At 65.3% G+C, this 18,858-nt stretch carries 16 protein-coding genes; 8 read left to right on the top strand and 8 right to left on the bottom strand.

Going from position 1 to position 18,858, the window contains the following annotated elements; genetic code table 11:
* Positions 1-132: 132 nt before the first annotated feature.
* The 5 genes from ACVILL_RS11470 to ACVILL_RS11450 are packed head-to-tail and all read left to right on the top strand — an operon-like array spanning position 133 to position 5,039.
* Positions 133-2,895: a hybrid sensor histidine kinase/response regulator gene (locus tag ACVILL_RS11470; protein WP_456729138.1), complete on the top strand. Its 2,763-nt coding sequence runs from the start codon at positions 133-135 to the stop codon at positions 2,893-2,895.
* Positions 2,896-2,918: 23 nt separating this feature from the next.
* Positions 2,919-3,392 carry a chemotaxis protein CheW gene (locus tag ACVILL_RS11465; protein WP_456729137.1) on the top strand — a complete coding sequence of 158 codons (474 nt, stop codon included), beginning with the start codon at positions 2,919-2,921 and terminating at the stop codon, positions 3,390-3,392.
* Between the two features lie 43 nt (positions 3,393-3,435).
* Positions 3,436-3,825 (top strand): response regulator, encoded by a 390-nt coding sequence (locus ACVILL_RS11460; RefSeq protein ID WP_456729136.1) that lies wholly within the window; start codon positions 3,436-3,438, stop codon positions 3,823-3,825.
* A 35-nt stretch (positions 3,826-3,860) separates the two neighbouring features.
* Positions 3,861-4,718 carry a CheR family methyltransferase gene (locus ACVILL_RS11455; protein ID WP_456729135.1) on the top strand — a complete coding sequence of 286 codons (858 nt, stop codon included), beginning with the start codon at positions 3,861-3,863 and terminating at the stop codon, positions 4,716-4,718.
* 3 nt (positions 4,719-4,721) lie between these two features.
* Positions 4,722-5,039 carry a PilZ domain-containing protein gene (locus ACVILL_RS11450; protein ID WP_456729134.1) on the top strand — a complete coding sequence of 106 codons (318 nt, stop codon included), beginning with the start codon at positions 4,722-4,724 and terminating at the stop codon, positions 5,037-5,039.
* Positions 5,040-5,208: 169 nt separating this feature from the next.
* Here ACVILL_RS11450 and ACVILL_RS11445 read toward each other — a convergent pair whose 3' ends face one another.
* The gene (locus ACVILL_RS11445) at positions 5,209-5,517 is read right to left on the bottom strand and encodes a hypothetical protein (RefSeq protein WP_456729133.1); all 309 of its coding nucleotides are present in this window, start codon (positions 5,515-5,517) and stop codon (positions 5,209-5,211) included.
* A 153-nt stretch (positions 5,518-5,670) separates the two neighbouring features.
* Between ACVILL_RS11445 and ACVILL_RS11440 the strand changes: the two genes are divergently transcribed.
* The 3 genes from ACVILL_RS11440 to ACVILL_RS11430 all read left to right on the top strand — a co-directional run bounded on the left by ACVILL_RS11440 (position 5,671) and on the right by ACVILL_RS11430 (position 9,046).
* Complete coding sequence (locus ACVILL_RS11440; RefSeq protein WP_456729132.1) at positions 5,671-6,303, top strand: response regulator transcription factor; 633 nt, start codon at positions 5,671-5,673, stop codon at positions 6,301-6,303.
* A 216-nt stretch (positions 6,304-6,519) separates the two neighbouring features.
* Positions 6,520-8,259: an L-arabinonate dehydratase gene (gene araD, locus ACVILL_RS11435; RefSeq protein WP_456729131.1), complete on the top strand. Its 1,740-nt coding sequence runs from the start codon at positions 6,520-6,522 to the stop codon at positions 8,257-8,259.
* 67 nt (positions 8,260-8,326) lie between these two features.
* The gene (locus ACVILL_RS11430) at positions 8,327-9,046 is read left to right on the top strand and encodes a ribonuclease activity regulator RraA (protein WP_456729130.1); all 720 of its coding nucleotides are present in this window, start codon (positions 8,327-8,329) and stop codon (positions 9,044-9,046) included.
* A gap of 179 nt (positions 9,047-9,225) precedes the next feature.
* Here ACVILL_RS11430 and ACVILL_RS11425 read toward each other — a convergent pair whose 3' ends face one another.
* The 7 genes from ACVILL_RS11425 to ACVILL_RS11395 form a co-directional block, all read right to left on the bottom strand.
* Entirely contained in the window at positions 9,226-11,331 is a 2,106-nt protein-coding gene (locus tag ACVILL_RS11425) for a S9 family peptidase (protein WP_456729129.1), read from the bottom strand.
* A 190-nt stretch (positions 11,332-11,521) separates the two neighbouring features.
* Complete coding sequence (locus ACVILL_RS11420) at positions 11,522-13,240, bottom strand: ABC transporter permease (RefSeq protein ID WP_456729128.1); 1,719 nt, start codon at positions 13,238-13,240, stop codon at positions 11,522-11,524.
* A gap of 124 nt (positions 13,241-13,364) precedes the next feature.
* Positions 13,365-14,429 carry an extracellular solute-binding protein gene (locus ACVILL_RS11415; RefSeq protein ID WP_456729127.1) on the bottom strand — a complete coding sequence of 355 codons (1,065 nt, stop codon included), beginning with the start codon at positions 14,427-14,429 and terminating at the stop codon, positions 13,365-13,367.
* Positions 14,430-14,452: 23 nt separating this feature from the next.
* Entirely contained in the window at positions 14,453-15,505 is a 1,053-nt protein-coding gene (locus tag ACVILL_RS11410; RefSeq protein WP_456734244.1) for an ABC transporter ATP-binding protein, read from the bottom strand.
* Between the two features lie 316 nt (positions 15,506-15,821).
* Positions 15,822-17,006 carry a pyridoxal-phosphate-dependent aminotransferase family protein gene (locus tag ACVILL_RS11405; protein WP_456729126.1) on the bottom strand — a complete coding sequence of 395 codons (1,185 nt, stop codon included), beginning with the start codon at positions 17,004-17,006 and terminating at the stop codon, positions 15,822-15,824.
* 131 nt (positions 17,007-17,137) lie between these two features.
* Positions 17,138-17,968, bottom strand: a complete 831-nt coding sequence (locus tag ACVILL_RS11400; RefSeq protein WP_456729125.1) for an LssY C-terminal domain-containing protein — start codon at positions 17,966-17,968, stop codon at positions 17,138-17,140.
* Positions 17,969-18,004: 36 nt separating this feature from the next.
* On the bottom strand, positions 18,005-18,736 hold the full coding sequence (locus tag ACVILL_RS11395) for a thermonuclease family protein (protein WP_456729124.1): 732 nt from the start codon (positions 18,734-18,736) through the stop codon (positions 18,005-18,007).
* Positions 18,737-18,858: the final 122 nt, after the last annotated feature.

The following is an 18,858-nucleotide window of genomic DNA, read 5'->3' as shown; positions in this document are numbered from 1 at the left end:
CGTGGCGCGTCGTTTCTTGAAGAGCTTCATCGTCCGTATTTGCACGGACGGCAAAATTAACGTCGCCGTGAAGCCGGCCAAGTTATCGATGCGAGGCGACCGTTCCGCAGCACTTTGAGGGGGCCTTTTCCGATGGACGATCTGTTGCGCGAGTTCCTGACGGAGAGCAGCGAGAGCCTGGATACGGTCGACAACCAGCTGGTGCAGTTCGAGCAGGATCCGAACAACGCCAAGATCCTGGATAACATTTTCCGCCTGGTGCACACCATCAAGGGGACCTGCGGCTTCCTCGGGCTGCCGCGGCTGGAAGCGCTGGCGCATGCCGGCGAGACGTTGATGGGCAAATTCCGCGACGGCATGCCGGTGAAGGCGGAAGCCGTAACGCTGATCCTGTCCTCGATCGACCGCATCAAGGAGATCCTGGGCGGGCTGGAGGCGACCGAGGCCGAGCCGGAAGGCAACGACCGCGACCTGATCGATCAACTCGAAGCCATGGTCGAGCATGGCATGGCGGCGATGTCCGATTCGACGCAGTCGATATCGTCAGGCTCGACGCAGTCGATGCCGACTGCTGCTGAAGACGACGTGCCCGTCGTCGAAGCGCCGTCGGTGCAGGCGGCGATGAGCGAAGGCACGCTGGTGGCGCAGACGCTGGAGCGTCCGCTGCGTCCGGGCGAGGTCTCGCTCGACGAGCTCGAGCGCGCCTTCCGCGAGACCGAGACCGAAGTGACGACACCCGCGCCGGTCGCGAAGCCCGCCGCCGCAGCACCTGCAGCCGAGCCGGCCGAGACCGCGAAGAAGCCGGCCCGCAAGACCGCAGCCGAGACCGACGTCCAGGAAGGCGACAAGATCGCCAACCAGTCGATCCGCGTCAACGTCGACACCCTCGAACATCTCATGACCATGGTCTCCGAGCTGGTGCTGACCCGCAACCAGCTGCTCGAGATCAGCAGACGCAACGAGGACACCGAGTTCAAGGTGCCGCTGCAGCGGCTCTCCAACGTCACCGCCGAGCTGCAGGAAGGCGTCATGAAGACGCGGATGCAGCCGATCGGCAATGCCTGGCAGAAGCTGCCGCGCATCGTCCGCGACCTCTCCGGCGAACTCGGCAAGCAGATCGAACTGGAGATGCACGGCGCCGACACCGAGCTCGACCGCCAGGTGCTCGACCTGATCAAGGATCCGTTGACGCACATGGTGCGCAACTCCGCCGATCATGGCCTGGAGACCACCGCCGAGCGGGTTGCGGCCGGCAAGGGAGAGCAGGGCACCATCCGCCTGTCCGCCTATCACGAGGGCGGCCACATCATCATCTGCATCGCCGACAATGGCCGCGGGCTCAACACCGAGCGGATCAAGGCCAAGGCACTCCAGAACGGTCTCGTCACCGAGGCCGAGCTGGAGAAGATGACCGAGGCCCAGATCCACAAGTTCATCTTCGCGCCGGGCTTCTCGACCGCGGCGCAAGTGACCTCGGTGTCCGGCCGCGGCGTCGGCATGGACGTGGTGCGCACCAATATCGACCAGATCGGCGGCACCATCGACATCAAGAGCGTGGCCGGCGAGGGCGCTTCCGTCACCATCAAGATCCCGCTGACCCTGGCGATCGTCTCCGCGCTGATCGTGGAAGCCGGCGGCGACCGTTTTGCGATCCCTCAATTGTCCGTGGTCGAGCTGGTGCGGGCCCGCGCCAACTCCGAGCACCGCATCGAGCGGATCAAGGACACCGCAGTGCTGCGCCTGCGCAACAAGCTGCTGCCGCTGATCCATCTCAAGAAGCTCCTGAAGATCGACGACGGCGCGACCACCAGCGATGCCGAGAACGGTTTCATCGTGGTCACCCAGGTCGGCAGCCAGACGTTCGGCATCGTGGTCGACGGCGTGTTCCACACCGAGGAGATCGTGGTCAAGCCGATGTCCACCAAACTGCGGCACATCGACATGTTCTCCGGCAACACCATTTTGGGCGATGGCGCCGTGATCATGATCATCGACCCCAACGGCATCGCCAAGGCACTCGGCGCCGCCGGCTCCTCGGCCCATGACATGGCCGACGACAATGCTTCAGCCCATGCCTTGAGCGGCGAGCAGCTCACCTCGCTCCTGGTGTTCCGCGCCGGATCGAGCCAGCCGAAGGCGGTGCCGCTCGGCCTCGTCACCCGCCTGGAGGAGATCGCAACCGACAAGATCGAGCTCTCGAACGGCCGCTACATGGTGCAGTACCGCGAGCAGCTGATGCCGCTGGTGCAGATGGCCGGCGTCGAGGTGCAGAGCCAGGGGTCGCAGCCGATCCTGGTGTTCGCCGACGACGGCCGCTCGATGGGGCTCGTGGTCGACGAGATCATCGACATCGTCGAGGAGCGGCTCAACATCGAGGTCGCGGGCTCGCAGGACGGCATTTTGGGCTCGGCCGTGATCAAGGGCCAGGCCACCGAGGTGATCGACGTCGGCCACTTCCTGCCGATGGCGTTCGCCGACTGGTTCTCGCGCAAGGAGATGCGTCCCTCGGCCTCGGCGCAATCGGTGCTCTTGGTCGACGACTCAGCGTTCTTCCGCAACATGCTGGCGCCGGTCTTGAAGGCCGCCGGGTACAAGGTCAGGACCGCGCCGAATGCACAGGAAGGGCTCGCCGCGCTGCGCTCGGGGCAAAGCTTCGACGTCGTGCTGACCGACATCGAGATGCCCGAGATGAACGGGTTTGAGTTCGCCGAGAACATCCGATCCGACCACAATCTCAACCAGCTGCCGATCATCGCGCTGTCGGCAATGGTGTCGCCGGCGGCGATCGAGCGCGGCCGGCAGGCCGGCTTCCACGACTACGTCGCAAAATTTGATCGTCCGGGACTGATCGCGGCGCTGAAAGAACAGACCGCCGAACTGCGCCGGGCGGCTTGATCGGGCTTGAAGGGGTAACAGTGATGACCAGCAAGACCGAGACGGCTGAAGGCGCCATGGCCGAATACGTCACCGCCGTGATCGGCGGGCAGCTGTTCGGCCTGCCGATCTCGCGGGTGCAGGACGTGTTCATGCCGGAGCGGCTGACGCGGGTGCCGCTGGCCTCCAGCGAGATCGCCGGCGTGCTCAATCTGCGCGGCCGCATCGTCACCGTGGTCGACATGCGCGCCCGGCTCGGGCTGCCGAAGGCCGATGACGGCAAGCCGCCGATGGCGGTCGGCGTCGACCAGCGCGGCGAATCCTACGGCCTGCTGATCGACCAGATCGGCGAGGTGCTGCGGCTGCCCGACGACAGCCGCGAGGACAATCCCGTCAACCTCGATCCCCGCATGGCCAAGCTCGCCGGCGGCGTCCACCGCCTCGACGGCCAGCTCATGGTCGTCCTCGATGTCGATCGCGTGCTCGAACTGGTGCCCAAAACAGCTGCTGCAGCGTAACCTTCCGCCGCGGAGACGGCGGATTCTACAAGGAGGCCAACACATGAAGACGTGTCTTGTCGTCGACGATTCCGGTGTGGTGCGGAAGATCGCGCGCCGCATTCTCGAAGGGATGGAGTTCACCGTCATCGAGGCCGAGGACGGCGCGGTCGCGCTCGAGGCCTGCAAGCGCGAGCTGCCGGACGCGGTGCTGCTCGACTGGAACATGCCTGTCATGGACGGCTTCGAATTCCTCGTGCAACTCCGCCGCATGCCCGGCGGCGATCAGCCCAAGGTCGTGTTCTGCACCACCGAGAACGGCATCGATCACATCTCGCGGGCGCTGCATGCCGGTGCCAACGAATACATCATGAAGCCGTTCGACAAGGACATCGTGATCGCGAAATTCCAGGAAGTGGGTCTGCTGGCGCTCGATACGTCGGCCGAAGCCTAATACCCAGTTTCACCCTTTGCCCTTGCGAGGCTCCAGTGACGCCCCCCGACTACGAGTATCTGCGTAAGCTCCTGAAGGACCATTCCGGTCTCGATCTGTCCGCGGACAAGCAGTACCTGATCGAAAGCCGCCTGCTGCCGCTGGCGCGCAAATCCGGCCTGTCCGGCATCCCCGACCTGGTCGCCAAGATCAGGGCCGGCTCGACCACGCACACCGTCCAGGTGGTCGAAGCCATGACCACCAACGAGACCTTCTTCTTCCGCGACAAGGTGCCGTTCGATCATTTCCGCGACACCATCATGCCCGAGGTGCTGAAGGCGCGCGCCGCGCGTCGCAGCGTCCGGATCTGGTGCGCCGCCGGCTCGACCGGCCAGGAGCCCTATTCGCTGGCGATGTGCCTGAAGGAAATGGGCGCGGCGCTTGCAGGCTGGCGGGTCGAGATCATCGCGACCGATCTGTCGCAGGAAGTGCTGGAGAAGTCGAAGGCCGGCATCTACAGCCAGTTCGAGGTGCAGCGCGGGCTGCCGATCCAGATGCTGGTCAAGTATTTCAAGCAGTCGGGCGAGCTCTGGCAGATCAATCCCGAGTTGCGTTCGATGGTGCAGCATCGTCAGCTCAACCTGCTGCACGATTTCTCCCAGCTCGGCACCTTCGATGTGATCTTCTGCCGCAACGTGCTGATCTATTTCGATCAGGACACCAAGATCAACATCTTCAACCGTCTTGCCCGGCTGATGGAGGCCGACGGCTTCCTGGTACTGGGCGCCGCTGAAACCGTGGTTGGCCTGACCGATACGTTCAAACCCATTCCCGAGCGGCGTGGCCTGTACCGCCCGAGCGGGGTGCGGGCAGCGCTCGCCATGCCGCGGCCCGCCATGGCGGTCGGATATTGAGCGATGACCGAAGAGGGCAAATCCGTTGAGCGGGTCACCTTCAGCCGGGGCGTCGATGTCTGCATCATGGCCATCGACGGCACCTGGCGGCGCGACTGCCAGCTCAACGCCATCTCTGATACGGATGCGTCGCTGACGGTCGAGGGTTCCATTCAGGGGCTCAACCTGAAGGAGTTCTTCCTCCTGCTGTCCTCGACCGGGCTCGCCTATCGCCGCTGTGAACTGGTCCGCGTCAACGGCACCGAAATGGACGTCAGCTTCCTCAAGGGCAAGCCAAGCAAGCGGCGGTCGCCTGCCGAGGAAGAGCGGGCCAGAGCCTGACGCCAGAACCTGACGCAAAGGCTTGACGCGCCAGGACCTGACCCTGCGGGCGGGCATCGCCTGCCGCCGATCCGAACGATACGTGGAACAGATCGTCGCCGTCGGGGTTGGCGTCGTGAGGGCGATCTGCGAACTCGTGCAGAAGCCGGGCGGTTGCCGGTCCGGCGGATCAGTTCAGGACGCGCGCCGGCGCCTTCAGATCGCGCAGCCGATCAAACGCCATGCCGAGGCCGGCATCGCGGCTATTCAGGGCGGTGGACGCCACGACGCAGCGTGGGGTAACGTCGTCGGAGATGAAGAGGTTGGCGGCGGCGTCCTGCTCGGCCAGTAATGCTTCGCGCGCAATCGCCGTTTCGATCAGCCGCAGACTCGCCTGGATATGGCCGATCAGCGCGACCAGGTTCGTCATGATCAGACTGTAGGGATCAGTGCCCTCGCCCAGACACGCCGCAACGCCGTCCGCCGCTGCATTTTCCATGCATGTTTCTCCACTGCCCCCGACTTTTAGGGAACGCGGTGCTACTTGTGCGTTAAGCGGACGTCCCGTACAAATACGGGTCCATTGATTGAGATGGTCGAGTTACTTCTTGTGCAGTCTGGCAGCACGCTTCACCACTGATGGACGAGACATATGGTTGAGAATGGCGCTCCTCGCGGGGAAATCTTTGTAGTCGACGACGAGCCCGCCGTTCGCGAGACGCTGTCCGTGGTCCTGTCGGCCGCCGGCTACAAGGTGATCTGCTTTGCGGACGGCGCCGCGCTGCTCGCGGTGGCGCGCACCAGGACGCCGGCCTGCATCCTGCTCGACGTGCATATTCCCGGCAAATCCGGCCTCGATATCCTGCGCGAGCTGCATGGCGAGGATTACCCTGCGCCGATCTTCATGATCTCCGGCCAGGGCGACATCGCGATGGCGGTCAGCGCCATCAAGAACGGCGCGCTCGACTTCATCGAGAAGCCGTTCCGCGGCAACGAGATCGTCAGCCGCCTGAACGAGGCGATCGACGCCTACACGCGGCGCCAGGCCGAGACCTCGGCGTCGCGCATCGCCTCGCTGCACTTTCCGGGCCGCGAGCCGCTCACCCGGCGCGAGCGCGAGGTGCTGGAGCAATTCACCGCGGGTGCCTCCAACAAGGAGGCCGGGCGTCACCTCGGCATCAGCCCGCGCACGATCGAGGACCACCGCGCCAACATCATGAAGAAGCTCGGCGCGCGCAATGCCGCCGATCTGGTCCGCATCGTGATGACGGCGCAGCAGAAGTAGGCCAGGACAGGTCAGCCAGGACAAGTCAGCCAAGGCTGGTCAAGGCCGGTTTACGCTCCGATTTCCTATTGCGGAGTCTGCGTAGGCGAACGGCACGTCTGCGCCGCGCGCGGGACGACACGTCCGGAAATCCTGTATATGCGAAGCGCAGGGCATGCGCGCCGGGACCGCGCGTGTGCGAGCAATGTCGAGACACATGACATCGAGACACTGGCGATGACGAAAAAGAACAAGACCCCGGATCAATTGCGCAGCGCGCGCTGGTTTGCGCCTGACGATTTGCGCGCCTTCGGCCACAGATCGCGCGCGATGCAGATGGGCTACGCGCCGGAGGAGTGGCGCGACCGGCCGGTGATCGCGATCATCAACACCTGGTCGGACGCGCAGCCCTGCCACATGCATTTCAAGAGCCGGGTCGACGACGTCAAGCGCGGCGTGCTGATGGCCGGCGGCTTTCCGCTGGAGCTACCGGCGCTGTCGCTGTCGGAATCGCTTCTGAAGCCGACCACGATGCTCTACCGCAACATGCTGGCGATGGATACCGAGGAGCTGCTGCGCGGCCATCCGGTCGACGGCGTGGTGCTGATGGGCGGCTGCGACAAGACGACGCCCGGGCTGCTGCTCGGGGCCACCAGCATGAACCTGCCGGCGATCTATCTGCCGGCGGGGCCGATGCTGCGCGGCAACTGGAAGGGCAAGACGCTGGGCTCCGGCTCGGATGCCTGGAAATACTGGGACGAGCGCCGCGCCGGAAAGATCTCCGACAAGGACTGGGTCGACATGGAGGCCGGCATCGCCCGCAGCTACGGCACCTGCATGACGATGGGCACCGCCTCGACCATGACCGCGATCGCCGAAGCGATCGGCATGACCTTGCCCGGCGCCTCGTCGATCCCGGCGGCCGACGCCAACCACATCCGCATGAGCTCGGAGGCGGGCCGCCGCATCGTCGAGATGGTGTGGGAGGATCTCACGCCGCAGAAGATCCAGACCCGCAAAGCCTTCGAGAACGCGATCACGGTCGCGATGGCGATGGGTTGCTCCACCAATGCGATCATCCATCTCATCGCGCAGGCGCGCCGCGCCGGCCAGGATATCGGGCTCGACGATTTCGAGAAGGCAAGCCGCAAGGTACCCGTGATCGCCAATGTGCGGCCGAGCGGCGACTTCTATCTGATGGAGGATTTCTTTTATGCCGGTGGCCTCCCCGGCCTGATGAACCGGATCAAGCCGCATCTGCATCTCGACTGCATGACCGTGTCAGGCAAGACGCTCGGCGAGAACATCGCGGGTGCCGAGGTCCACAATGACGACGTCATCCGCACCGTCGAAAACCCGATCTACAAGGAGGGCGCGCTCGCGGTGCTGAAAGGCAATCTCGCGCCCGATGGCTGCGTCATCAAGCCGTCCGCCTGCGATCCGCGCTTCCTCAAGCACACCGGCCCTGCGCTGGTGTTCGACGACTATCCGTCCATGAAGAAGGCGGTCGACGACCCCGATCTCGACGTCACGGCCGATCACGTGCTGATCCTGCGCAATGCGGGTCCGCAGGGTGGCCCGGGCATGCCGGAATGGGGCATGCTGCCGATCCCGACCAAGCTCGTGAAGCAGGGCGTGCGCGACATGGTGCGGCTGTCGGACGCGCGGATGAGCGGCACCAGCTACGGCGCCTGCATTCTGCACGTCTCGCCGGAATCCTATGTCGGCGGCCCGCTGGCGTTGGTGAAGAACGGCGACCGCATCACGCTCGACGTCGCCGCGCGTACCATCAATCTCGACGTGCCGGAGGCCGAGCTCGCCAAGCGCCGCGCGGAATGGAAGCAGCCCGAAAAGCGCTTCGAGCGCGGCTATGGCTGGATGTTCTCGAAGCACATCAAGCAGGCCAATGAAGGCTGCGACTTCGATTTCCTCGAGACCGGTTTCGGCAAGCCGGTGGGCGAGCCGTCGATTTACTAGTTCATCACACCGTCGTTCCGGGTTCACGCTTCGCGTGCCCCGGAATGGCAGCCGGGAACAAAGCATCATGTCAAAACTCAGCGACACCACCCGCGACAAGCTGAAAACCGTCTCCACCGCCACGGTCGCGACCGCGCTGTTCAAGCGCGGCTTCCGCATCCAGATGATCCAGGACGTGCATCCCCTGAGCCCGGATCAGCCGACCATGGTCGGCGAGGCCTTCACGCTGCGCTACATGCCGGCGCGCGAGGACCTCAACACGATCGAGGTGTTCCGCGATCGCGCGCATCCGCAGCGCAAGGCGATCGAGGACTGCCCGGCGGGTGCGGTGCTTGTCATGGACAGCCGCAAGGATGCGCGCGCGGCGTCGGCCGGCGCGATCCTGGTGACGCGGCTGATGAAGCGCGGCTGCGCCGGCGTCGTCACCGATGGCGGCTTCCGCGATTCCGCCGAGATCGCGCGGCTCGGCTTCCCGGCGTTTCACCATCGCCCCAGTGCGCCGACCAACCTCACGCTGCATCAGGCGATCGAGATCAATGTCCCGATCGGCTGCGGCGACGCGCCGGTGTTTCCCGGCGACGTGATCCTCGGCGACAGCGACGGCGTCATCGTGATCCCGGCGCATCTCGCCGACGAGATCGCCAACGAAACCTTCGAGATGACTGAGTTCGAGGATTTCGTCACCGAGCAGGTGCAGAACGGCCGCGGCATTTTTGGTCTTTACCCGGCGACGGACGAGCAGACGCTGAAGGATTTTGCGGCCTGGCGGAAGGCGAAGGGAAGGTAGCGGCACTCTCCACCGTCGTCCTGGCGAAAGCCAGGACCATAACCACAGGGCGGAGTTTGGCGAAGACTGGCAGTTGCGTTGCACGTCGTGGTACTGGGACTTCCTTGCTCGATAGATCACGCGGTATGGGTCCTGGCTTTCGCCAGGACGACGATGCGGAGGGAGCTGCGCTACAGAGGCTACACTTCCGCCTTGTCCGCCATCCCGGCCGCCCACAGCGCGAACGCGTAGACGATCGCGACCTCGTCGAGACGGTTGAAGCGGCCGGAGGCGCCGCCGTGGCCGGCGCCCATGTTGGTGCGTAGCAGCACCGGGCCGCCGCCGCGCATGGTGGCGCGCAGCCGTGCGATCCATTTTGCCGGCTCCCAATAGGTGACCCGAGGATCGGTGAGCCCGCCCATCGCCAGGATCGCCGGATAGTCCTTTGCCGCGAGGTTGTCGTAGGGCGAATAGGACAGGATGGTGCGGAAATCCTTCTCGCTCTCGATCGGGTTGCCCCATTCCGGCCATTCCGGCGGCGTCAGCGGCAGCGTGTCGTCGAGCATGGTGTTGAGCACGTCGACGAACGGCACCTCGGCGACGATGCCGGCGAACAGTTCGCCTGAGCGGTTGGCGACCGCGCCCATCAGCATGCCGCCCGCAGAGCCGCCATGGCCGACGATGCGCTTTTCGCCGGTGTACTTCGCCTCGATCAATGCACGCCCGGCGGCGGCGAAATCGTCGAACGTGTTGGTCTTCTTCTCGCGCTTGCCGTCGAGATACCAGCCCCAGCCCTTGTCGGCGCCGCCGCGGATATGCGCGATCGCATAGACGAAGCCGCGATCGACCAGCGACAGCCGGTTCGCCGCAAACGACGCCGGCATCGCCATGCCGTAGGAGCCGTAGCCGTAGAGCAGCAGCGGCGCCTTGCCGTCGCGGACGAAATCCTTGCGATGCAGGATCGAGACCGGCACAAGCGCGCCGTCATGCGACGTCGCCATGATGCGCGTTGTGACGTAGTCGGCCGGGTTGTGGCCGGACGGAATCTCCTGGCGCTTGCGTAAGCTCCGGGTCCGCGTCGCCATGTCGTAGTCATAGACTTCCGACGGCGTCGTCATCGACGAATAGGCAAAGCGCAGATTGGTGGTGTCGAACTCGTAGCCGCCCATGGTGTCGAGCGAATAGGCCGCCTCGTCGAAGGCGATCGCGTGCTCCTCGCCGCTCTTGAGGTCGCGGATGATGATCGCCGGCAGCGCGTTGGCGCGCTCCAGCCGCACCATGTGGCCGGCATAGAGCTCGACGTCGAGCACATAGACGCCCTCGCGATACGGGATCAGGTCGCGCCAGTTGGCGCGCTCGGGCGCGGCGAGCGGCGCGGTGACGACCTTGAAGTCGATGGCGTCGTCGGCATTGGTCAGGATGAACAGCTCGTCGCCGCGGTCGGCGATCGAATACTGCACGCCTTCCTCGCGCGCCGCGACCAGACGCGGCGGCGCGTCGGGATTGGCAAGGTCGATCAGCCGCTGCTCCGAGGTCTCGTGATCGCCGCCCGCGATCACGCAGAAGCGGCCGCTGGCGCTCTCGTGCAGGTGGGTGAACCAGCCGGAATCCTGCTCCTCATAGATCAGGAGGTCGTCGGCCTGCCTGGTGCCGAGTCTGTGCCGCCACACCTGCATCGGCCGGTGATTGTCGTCGAGCTTGACATAGAAGAAGCTCTTGGAATCCGCGGCCCAGACCACGCCGCCATCGGTCTCCTCGACGAGGTCGTCGAGATCGCCGCCGGTTGTCCAGTCGCGCACCCGGATCGAGAAATACTCCGAACCCTTGGTGTCGGCGCTCCAGGCATGGAGCCTGTGATCGTTGGAATGCCGGCTGCCGCCGAACTTGAAATATTTGTGGTCCTTCGCCAGCGCGTCGCCATCGAGCACGACATGCGCCTCGCCGCCGTCGCGCGGCGTCCGGGCGAACAGCTCGTGCTGGCCGCCCTCGCGGAACTTGCGGAAATAGGCGTACGGGCCGTCCGGCGACGGCACGCTGGAATCATCCTCCTTGATCCGTCCGCGCATCTCCTTGACGAGACGCTTCTGCAAGCCATCGGTATGGCCGAGCAGGCTCTCGGTGTAGCCGTTCTCGGCCTCGAGATAGCTCCGGATATCAGGATCGAGGATCGAGGGATCGCGCAGCACCTCCTGCCATTTGGCATCCTTGATCCACGCATAGTCGTCGGTCACCGTGATGCCGTGGGTGGTGAAGGAATGCGGCCGGCGCGGCGCGACGGGGGGCGATGTCTTGGTGGATTGGGTCACACGATCCTCATGGTGCGGGGTTCCGCTTTATATCGGGATGAATGTGGCGATTGCCAGATGGGTGGAGCCGATTGGACGCTCCTCACTATCCCCGTCATTGCGAGCGGAGCGAAGCAATCCATCTCCCCGCTTGCTGAGGCGTGGATTGCGTCGTCGCTTCGCTCCTCGCAATGACGGAGAGTGAGCGTCGTCAGCCGTTCCGCAGCTTCGCGCCGGCATTGCCGCCGGACATCGGGATCTGGTTCACCGCCAGCACCACGGCGAAGGTGATCACCAGCATTGCGATGCCGAGCACCGCGATCGCGGCGAGGTCGCCGCCCTCGTTGAGATCGTAGATCAGGACCGACAGCACCTTGGTCTGCGAGGTGAACAGCACGATCGCCGCCGACAGTTCCCGCATCACGCCGATGAAGATGAAGCACCAGGTCGCGATCACGCCAGTGCGCAGCAAGGGTGCCGTGATCTGGCGCAGTGCCTGCAATCGTGTCGCGCCGAGAATGCGACTCGCCTCCTCGAGCTCGGGATGGATGGTCGCGAATGCCGCCTGCAATTGCTGATAGGCCGAGGGCAGGTTGATGGTGAGGAACGCCAACAGCAGGATCCACAGCGTGCCGTAGAGCACGAAGGGCGGCCGCGTGTAGCTCAGGAACAGGCCGACACCGAGCACGATGCCGGGGACCGCGACCGGCGCGGTGGCGAGGAAGCCGAGCACGCGATGGCCCGCGATCACCTTGCGGGTCGTGACATAGGCGATGACGAGCGCGAGGATGGTGCCGATCGTCGCGGTCGCGGTGCCCAGGATCACGGTGTTCTTCAATGCAAGTTGCGTCGACGACAGCTCGGTGAACACGAAGACGATGTTGTGCAAGGTCAGTGTCGACGGCGTCACCAGCGTGGTCGCGTTCGGCGAGAACGCGGCGTTGAGCAGCGCGAGGTAAGGCAGGAAGACCGGATTGAGCAGGACCAGAAGGCAGAAGCCGAGCGCGGCCCAGCGCCAGCCGCGCAATTCGACGCGGCGCGGCGCGCCATATTTGCCGCCGATTACCGAATAGCCGCGCCGGCCGAGCAGCGCCTTCTGGCCCTGCAGCAGCAGGATGGTCAGCACCAGCAGCGGCACCGCGGCGGCGGCCGCGAGCTCGAGCTTCGGCGGATACTGGAACAGGCTCCAGATCTTGGTCGTCATGGTGTGGAAGCCGGCCGGCAGCGCCAGGATCGCCGGCGAGCCGAACAGCGTCATCGCCTGCAGGAAGGCGATCAGCGCGCCCGCGACCAGTGCAGGGAGCGCGAGCGGGATCGTCACGCGCCGCGCCGTGGTCCAGGCATTGCCGCCGAGGATCGCGGAGGCGTCTTCCAGCTCCCCCGGCATGGTGTCGAGCGCATTGGCCACCAGCACGAACACGAACGGAAACGTGTAGCAGGAGATCACGAAGATGATCCCGGTCATCGAGTAGATGTTGAACAGCGCGTCCGCGTCCTCGCCCGCGAACAGCCGGTAGAGCTGGTTCAACAGCCCCGAATTCGGCGCCGCCAGCAATTCCCAGGCGACCGCACCGAGGAACGGCGGCGTCACGAATGAGGCCGTCACCAGCGCGCGGATGGTCTGCCGGCCCGGCATGTCGGTGCGCGACACCAGCCAGCTGATCGGCGCCGCGACGATGCAGCAGATCAGCGCCGACGTGGTCGCAATGATCGCGGTCGTCAGCAGCGGATCGAGGAAATCGGGATTGCTGAACAGCGTGACGAAGTTTTGCTGCGTCGGATGGCGGGCTTTGTCGGTGAAGGCAAATACCGCAAGCCACGACAGCGGCAGCAGGATCAGCAGGACGAGCACCGCGGCGAACAGCCACAGCACGGGGCGGGTCCAGTCGATGCGGGGGCGCGGGGTGGGGGAGCTGGTGGTGGTTGTCATACTATCCGCGAATCCATTCCATCCCCTCATCCTGAGGAGCGCGGAACGCGCGTCTCGAAGGACGAGGCCACCGTTGGGGCCGCATGGTTCGAGACGGCGCTTCGCGCCTCCTCACCATGAGGTCTTAGACTTTGAACAACCGCGCATAGCGCGTCTTGATCTCCTCGGTCATCGCCTCCACGCCCGCCGGATCCTCCTTCATCAGCTTGATGTCGGAAAGCTTGCGCCGGCCGGCCTTCGGCTGCACCTGTGCGTGCACCGAATGTTGGCCGGTGAAGTCGACGAAGAATTGCTGGGTCTCGCGGCTGTGCAGCCAGGCCTGGAACAGTTTTGCGGCGTTCGGATGCGGCGCGCCGGCAAAGATGCCGGTGGGTCCCGAGATCGTCGGCGTGCCCTCGGTCGGATAGACCGGTTCGACCGGCTGGCCGGCTTCCTTCAACAGCACGATGCCGTATTCATTGCCGTCGGCCATCACGGCGCGTTCGCCGAGTGAGAGCTTCTTCGGCGGATCGGTCGAGGACTGCACCTGCATCACGCGCTGCTTCGAAAGCTTCTCCAGATACGGCCAGCCGAGCTCGCGCACGATCTGGAACGTGGTGGTCATGATGGTGCCGCTATAGGCCGGATGGCCCTTCACCATCTTGCCGACCCATTTGGGATCGAGCAGGTCGGCAAAGCTCTTCGGTGCATCCTCCGCCTTCACCAGATTGGTGTTGTAGGCGATCGACGACAGCCACAGCCGCGTTGTCACGGCCATGCCGTCCGGGTCGCGGTAGTTGTCGGGGAAAAATTTGGCGACGTCCTCGGGTACGAACGGCATCAGCCAGCCGTTCTTCTTCCAGGGGATGAAGTGCGAGGCATCGGCGCTGTTGACGACGTCGGCGGCATGAATGCCGGAATCGAACTCCTGCGCCACGCGCTGGAACAGCCGTTCCGAACCGGAGCGCTCGATCTGCACCGAGATTCCGGGATAGGCGGCCTCGAACGCCTTGCCGAGCTTTTCGCCGACCGGCAGGTCCATCGACGAATAGAACACGAGCTTGCCTTCCTTGGTCGCGGCCGCGACGAGGTCGGGCGTGACCGCGACAGGCTCGGGTGCCGCGGCGCGCGCCGGCGAGGCGAACACCGTGCCGGCCGCAAGCACCGCAGAGCTTTTCAGGACATCGCGTCTGGAAATCGGCTTCCGCATCGCGCCCCTCCGTTTCTTGTTGTTTACCGGCTGAGCGCGCGGCAGCGCTCGGGCGGCAGGGTCAGCCAGACCTCGCTACCCTTCTCGACCGCGGTTTCCGTCGGCGTGGAAACCCGCAGCGACGTGCCGTCCGGGGTTTCCACCATGTAGTCGCGGTTCATGCCGAGATAGACCTGCCGCGTCACGATGGCCTTCAGCGTGTTCTGCGCCGCTGCGGGCGCCTGCGTCGAGAGTTGGATCTCATGCTGGCGGATCGCGACCGGCGCGCTCTGGCCGGCCGTTAGCCTGGCGCCGACCACTTCCAGCGTCGCGCCGGCAAACGCGACATGGTTCGCGTCGCGTGCGGTGCCCTTGATCACGTTGGCCGCGCCGATGAAGCGCGCGACGAACTCGGATTCCGGCCGCGCATAGATGTCCTCAGGGCTGCCGAGCTGGTCGATCCTGCCGGCGTTCATCACCGCGATCAGGTCGGCGGTGGTCATCGCCTCGGACTGGTCGTGGGTGACGTAGACCGTGGTGTAGCGGTATTCGTCGTGCAGGCGGCGGATCTCGAACCGCATCTCCTCGCGCAGATTGGCGTCGAGATTGGACAGGGGCTCGTCGAGCAGCAGCGTCTCGGGACCGACGATCAGCGCGCGCGCCAGCGCGACGCGCTGCTGCTGGCCGCCGGAAAGCTCGCCCGGATAGCGCTGCGCGAGCGGCTCAAGCTTTGTGGTGGCGAGGATCGCGGCGAGCTTCTTGGCGATGGTGTCGCGATCCATTTTGCGCAAGCGCAGACCATAGACGATGTTCTCGGCCACCGTCATGTGCGGCCACAGCGCGTAGCTCTGGAAGATCATCGACATGTTGCGCTGCTCGGGCGGCAGCGTCCGCGCCTTCGACGACACCACGCGGTCGCCGACCCGGATCTCGCCGTCGGATGGTTCGAGGAACCCGGCGATCAGCCGCAGCGTCGTGGTCTTGCCGCAGCCGGACGGCCCGAGCAGGCAGACCAGCCGGCCGTGATCGATCGTGAGCGAGACGTCATCAACCGCGACAAAGGAACCAAACCGCTTGACCAGGCCGCGCAATTCCACCGATGCCAAGCGATCCCTCCATCTCATATCGTCGCAGGGATCAGTGCCCGGCTGTTGCCGGCAGTAAAGCGGAAAACGATGACGACGAAAAGTGTTGATGCGTCTCGAGCAATGCGTCTCGCGCACCTCCCTTCCCGTCATCCTGAGGAGCGCGAAGGGCGTCTCGAAGGATGCACGGCCCGGCTATCTCGGCGTGCTCCGATTCTCTCGCGGCGTGAGCGCGGTCGTCGATCCTTCGAGACGGCGGCTTCGCCGCCTCCTCAGGATGACGGGTGAGCATATGCGCGCGCGGACAGGACCCGTGACAGCAGAAGTCCTACGCCTTCACGTTCTCGCCGAGCCACTGGATCGCGGCGTCGGCGCCGGCCTTGCCGTGCGGGATGTTCAGCGCGGTCAGCGCCACCTCGACGACGCCGAGCGTGCCGAGGATCATCGGCGCGTTGACGTGGCCCATATGCGCGATGCGGAACGCCTGGCCCTGCAAGTCGCCGATGCCGGTGCCGAGCACCACGCCGCATTTCTCCTTGGCGTAGCGCTGGATCGCGGCGGGATCGGCGCCCTTCACGGTGACGGTCGTCACCGTGTTGGAGCGCTCGGCGGGTTCCGCGATGTTGAAGCCGAGCACCTGACCCTCGCCCCACACCGCGACCGCGCGACGCACGGCTTCGCCGAGCAGCCGGTGCCGCTCGAAGGCGTTCTCCAGCCCTTCGGCATGCAGCATGTTGATCGCCTCGCGCAGCGCGAACAGCAGATGCACCGGCGCGGTGCCGGCATATTTGCGGTAGTGCTCGCTTCCCTCGCGCTCGGTCCAGTCCCAGTAGGGCGTGCGCAGATCGGCCTTCTTGTGGGCGTCCCAGGCGCGGTCGTTGGCGGCGACGAAGCCGAGGCCGGGCGGCGTCATCAGGCCCTTCTGCGAGCCGCTCATCGCGACGTCGACATACCATTTGTCCATCTCGAACGGCATGCAGCCGAGCGAGGCCACGGTGTCGACCATGAACAACGCCGGATGGCCCGCGGCCTTGATCGCCCTGCCGATCGCCTCGATGTCGTTATAGGCGCCCGATGCGGTATCGACCTGCACGGCGAGGATCGCCTTGATCTCGTGCTCCCTGTCGCGCTTGAGCCGCTCCTCGACCTCGGCCGGGCGGATCGCGCGGCGCCAGTCGCCCTTCAGCACCTCGACCTCGGCGCCCATCGCAGCCGCGGCCTGACCCCAGCCGATCGCGAACCGGCCGCTTTCGAGCACCAGCACTTTGTCGCCGCGCGACAGCACGTTGGAGAGCGTCGCTTCCCAGGCGCCGTGGCCGTTCGAGATGTAGATGTAGGATTTGCCCTGGGTGGCGAACAGATTTGAGAGGTCGCGCAGCAGGCTCTCCGTCAATTCGAACATCTCGGCGGAGTAGATGTCGAGCGCCGGGCGGTGCATCGCCTGCAGCACCTGATCAGGCATCGTGGTGGGCCCGGGGATGGCCAGAAATTCCCGGCCCGCGCGAACGGTCATCGTCCTGTTCCTTTTGGGTAAACCGCGCAAATCATGCGTGTGAGGGGTCAGATGCGGAGGATATTCCATCGCGGGGTCGATTGCGAGCCGGAGGAAGCAATCCAGCGTTTCCAAAACCGCGGGACACCACGCTATTTGCCGATCGATTCGACCACCGTACGCCAGACCTGGTCCTTGAACTCGGTCGCGGCGGGGCTCGCGATCTGCTCGACGGCGCCGTGGTTCTTGCTGCAGGCCTCGACCAGCCGCAGCACCCAGATTTCGCCGTCGGTGTAATAGAGATCGCCGCCGCCATTGCGGCCGTTGAAGGTCGGGCCGATGCCGGTCACCTGGTACTTCGCGGTGACCATGCCGGCGGACTCGAGGTCGGTGGCGAGCAGCCCGCGTTCGGCGTCGAGGTCAGCCGAGATGTGATGCGTCACTGCGCCGGTGTAGTGGCTGACACCGACGCTGCGGTCGAGCGTCGCAGCGCCAAGCCACACCGGGCGTTTCTCCTCGCCCTGGTCGAGCACCCGCCAGAACCGGACATGGTTGCGGCGATCCGCGCTCGATCCAACCGGCTTCTCGAAGGCGAGATCCTCCCGGCGGCCGAGATAGAACAAATTGCTCACCGGTGCATCCTTGTAGGGACGATCGAGCAGCACGCTGCCTACGATCTCGATCGAGGATTTCAGCGTGACCGGATCGGCCGGAAACCAGCCGGCCTCGTGCATCGCGCAGACCACGTCCCTGGTGTCGCCGATCAGCCCGACATTCATCGGATCGCCGGGAATGCCCTGCGCGGTGCGGGTCACCATCGGCAGATGAGCCAGGCCCTTCTGATGCTCGTAATGGGTCCACAGCGCCGGCAGCACCAGATAGGCCGCGATCAGGTAGATGGCGAGGACGAACAGCAGCAGCTGCAGATAGCGCAGCCGCTTGCGAGGGCGCGCCGCAGACGGGATGATTTCGAGTTCGGTCACGGCCCTCGTTTCCATAACAAGTGCGTCGCGCTCGCCCTAGCGCCGCGTCTCGCGGCAACCGGCGGCCTCGGCCTCCTCGACCGAGCAGAACCAGCGCGTGCCCTTCGATATCTTCATCTCGATCTTGGCGTACCAGCGGCTGGTGCGCTGGTGGAAAATGCATTCGCCGGAGCGGTTGACGTTGCCCTTGATGGTGCAGTCGGGCGAGGGCGCCACCGGCCCGGAGGCGGAGGCGAGCAGGATGGCGTTGGCACCTTCCGGCGGCTTCACCGCGCCGAGCACGGTGGTCTTCTTGTTGCGCACGCGCCAGTCCCACGGCGCGATGAACGCGCCCTGCCACATCCCGGCCTTGGCTTCGCGCGCCGCCTTCTCATCCGGCTCGTAGTCATGCGAGGCGCGGGGATAGGCCAGCGCCCAGCCGCTCGCGACCATCCACTTCTGGACGTCCTCGCCGTCGACCTCGCAGCGCGCGATGGTGCGGCCGCGGCGATCGACCGAGCGCGCATGGCAGGTCCAGCTTCTGTGGCCGGCATGCTTGATCAGCTCGTCGCGCGCGGCGACGCCGCAGGTCCAGCGCTCGCCCTTGGTGTTGAGACAAAGCTGGTCGGTCGACGGCGCGTCGATGCCGCCGAGCCGGATCTTGACGTTGCCGATCATCAGCTGGTCGCCGTCGCGGATCTTCGGCACGCCGGTGATGTCGGCCGCGACGGCCAGCGTCGGCAGCGACAGCAGCAGGCCAGCAGTGAGCAGCGTCTTGAACATCGGCATTCCCGGCCAGATTCTTATCGTTCAAAGGGCGTTCGGCGTCTGAACGTCAGTGCCCAAGGATTGTGCGGGCAATTGGGCAACCGTGCCAGTGCCGTTGTGTTTCCGCCAGTTTCAACTTCGCG

It is taken from the genome of Bradyrhizobium sp. USDA 3364, assembly GCF_054056355.1.
The sequence above is the reverse complement of the archived record's forward strand: the minus strand, read 5'-3'. Positions and strand labels throughout refer to the sequence as shown.

What these genes read in the sequence shown, in the direction of transcription:
- ACVILL_RS11460 (WP_456729136.1), top strand. Translation starts at nt 3,436, where the DNA reads ATGAAGACGTGTCTTGTCGTCGACGATTCCGGTGTGGTGCGGAAGATC.
- araD (WP_456729131.1), top strand. Translation starts at nt 6,520, where the DNA reads ATGACGAAAAAGAACAAGACCCCGGATCAATTGCGCAGCGCGCGCTGG.
- ACVILL_RS11445 (WP_456729133.1), bottom strand. Translation starts at nt 5,517, where the DNA reads ATGGAAAATGCAGCGGCGGACGGCGTTGCGGCGTGTCTGGGCGAGGGC.
- ACVILL_RS11420 (WP_456729128.1), bottom strand. Translation starts at nt 13,240, where the DNA reads ATGACAACCACCACCAGCTCCCCCACCCCGCGCCCCCGCATCGACTGG.
- ACVILL_RS11430 (WP_456729130.1), top strand. Translation starts at nt 8,327, where the DNA reads ATGTCAAAACTCAGCGACACCACCCGCGACAAGCTGAAAACCGTCTCC.
- ACVILL_RS11395 (WP_456729124.1), bottom strand. Translation starts at nt 18,736, where the DNA reads ATGCCGATGTTCAAGACGCTGCTCACTGCTGGCCTGCTGCTGTCGCTG.
- ACVILL_RS11470 (WP_456729138.1), top strand. Translation starts at nt 133, where the DNA reads ATGGACGATCTGTTGCGCGAGTTCCTGACGGAGAGCAGCGAGAGCCTG.
- ACVILL_RS11440 (WP_456729132.1), top strand. Translation starts at nt 5,671, where the DNA reads ATGGTTGAGAATGGCGCTCCTCGCGGGGAAATCTTTGTAGTCGACGAC.
- ACVILL_RS11415 (WP_456729127.1), bottom strand. Translation starts at nt 14,429, where the DNA reads ATGCGGAAGCCGATTTCCAGACGCGATGTCCTGAAAAGCTCTGCGGTG.
- ACVILL_RS11405 (WP_456729126.1), bottom strand. Translation starts at nt 17,006, where the DNA reads ATGACCGTTCGCGCGGGCCGGGAATTTCTGGCCATCCCCGGGCCCACC.
- ACVILL_RS11465 (WP_456729137.1), top strand. Translation starts at nt 2,919, where the DNA reads ATGACCAGCAAGACCGAGACGGCTGAAGGCGCCATGGCCGAATACGTC.
- ACVILL_RS11450 (WP_456729134.1), top strand. Translation starts at nt 4,722, where the DNA reads ATGACCGAAGAGGGCAAATCCGTTGAGCGGGTCACCTTCAGCCGGGGC.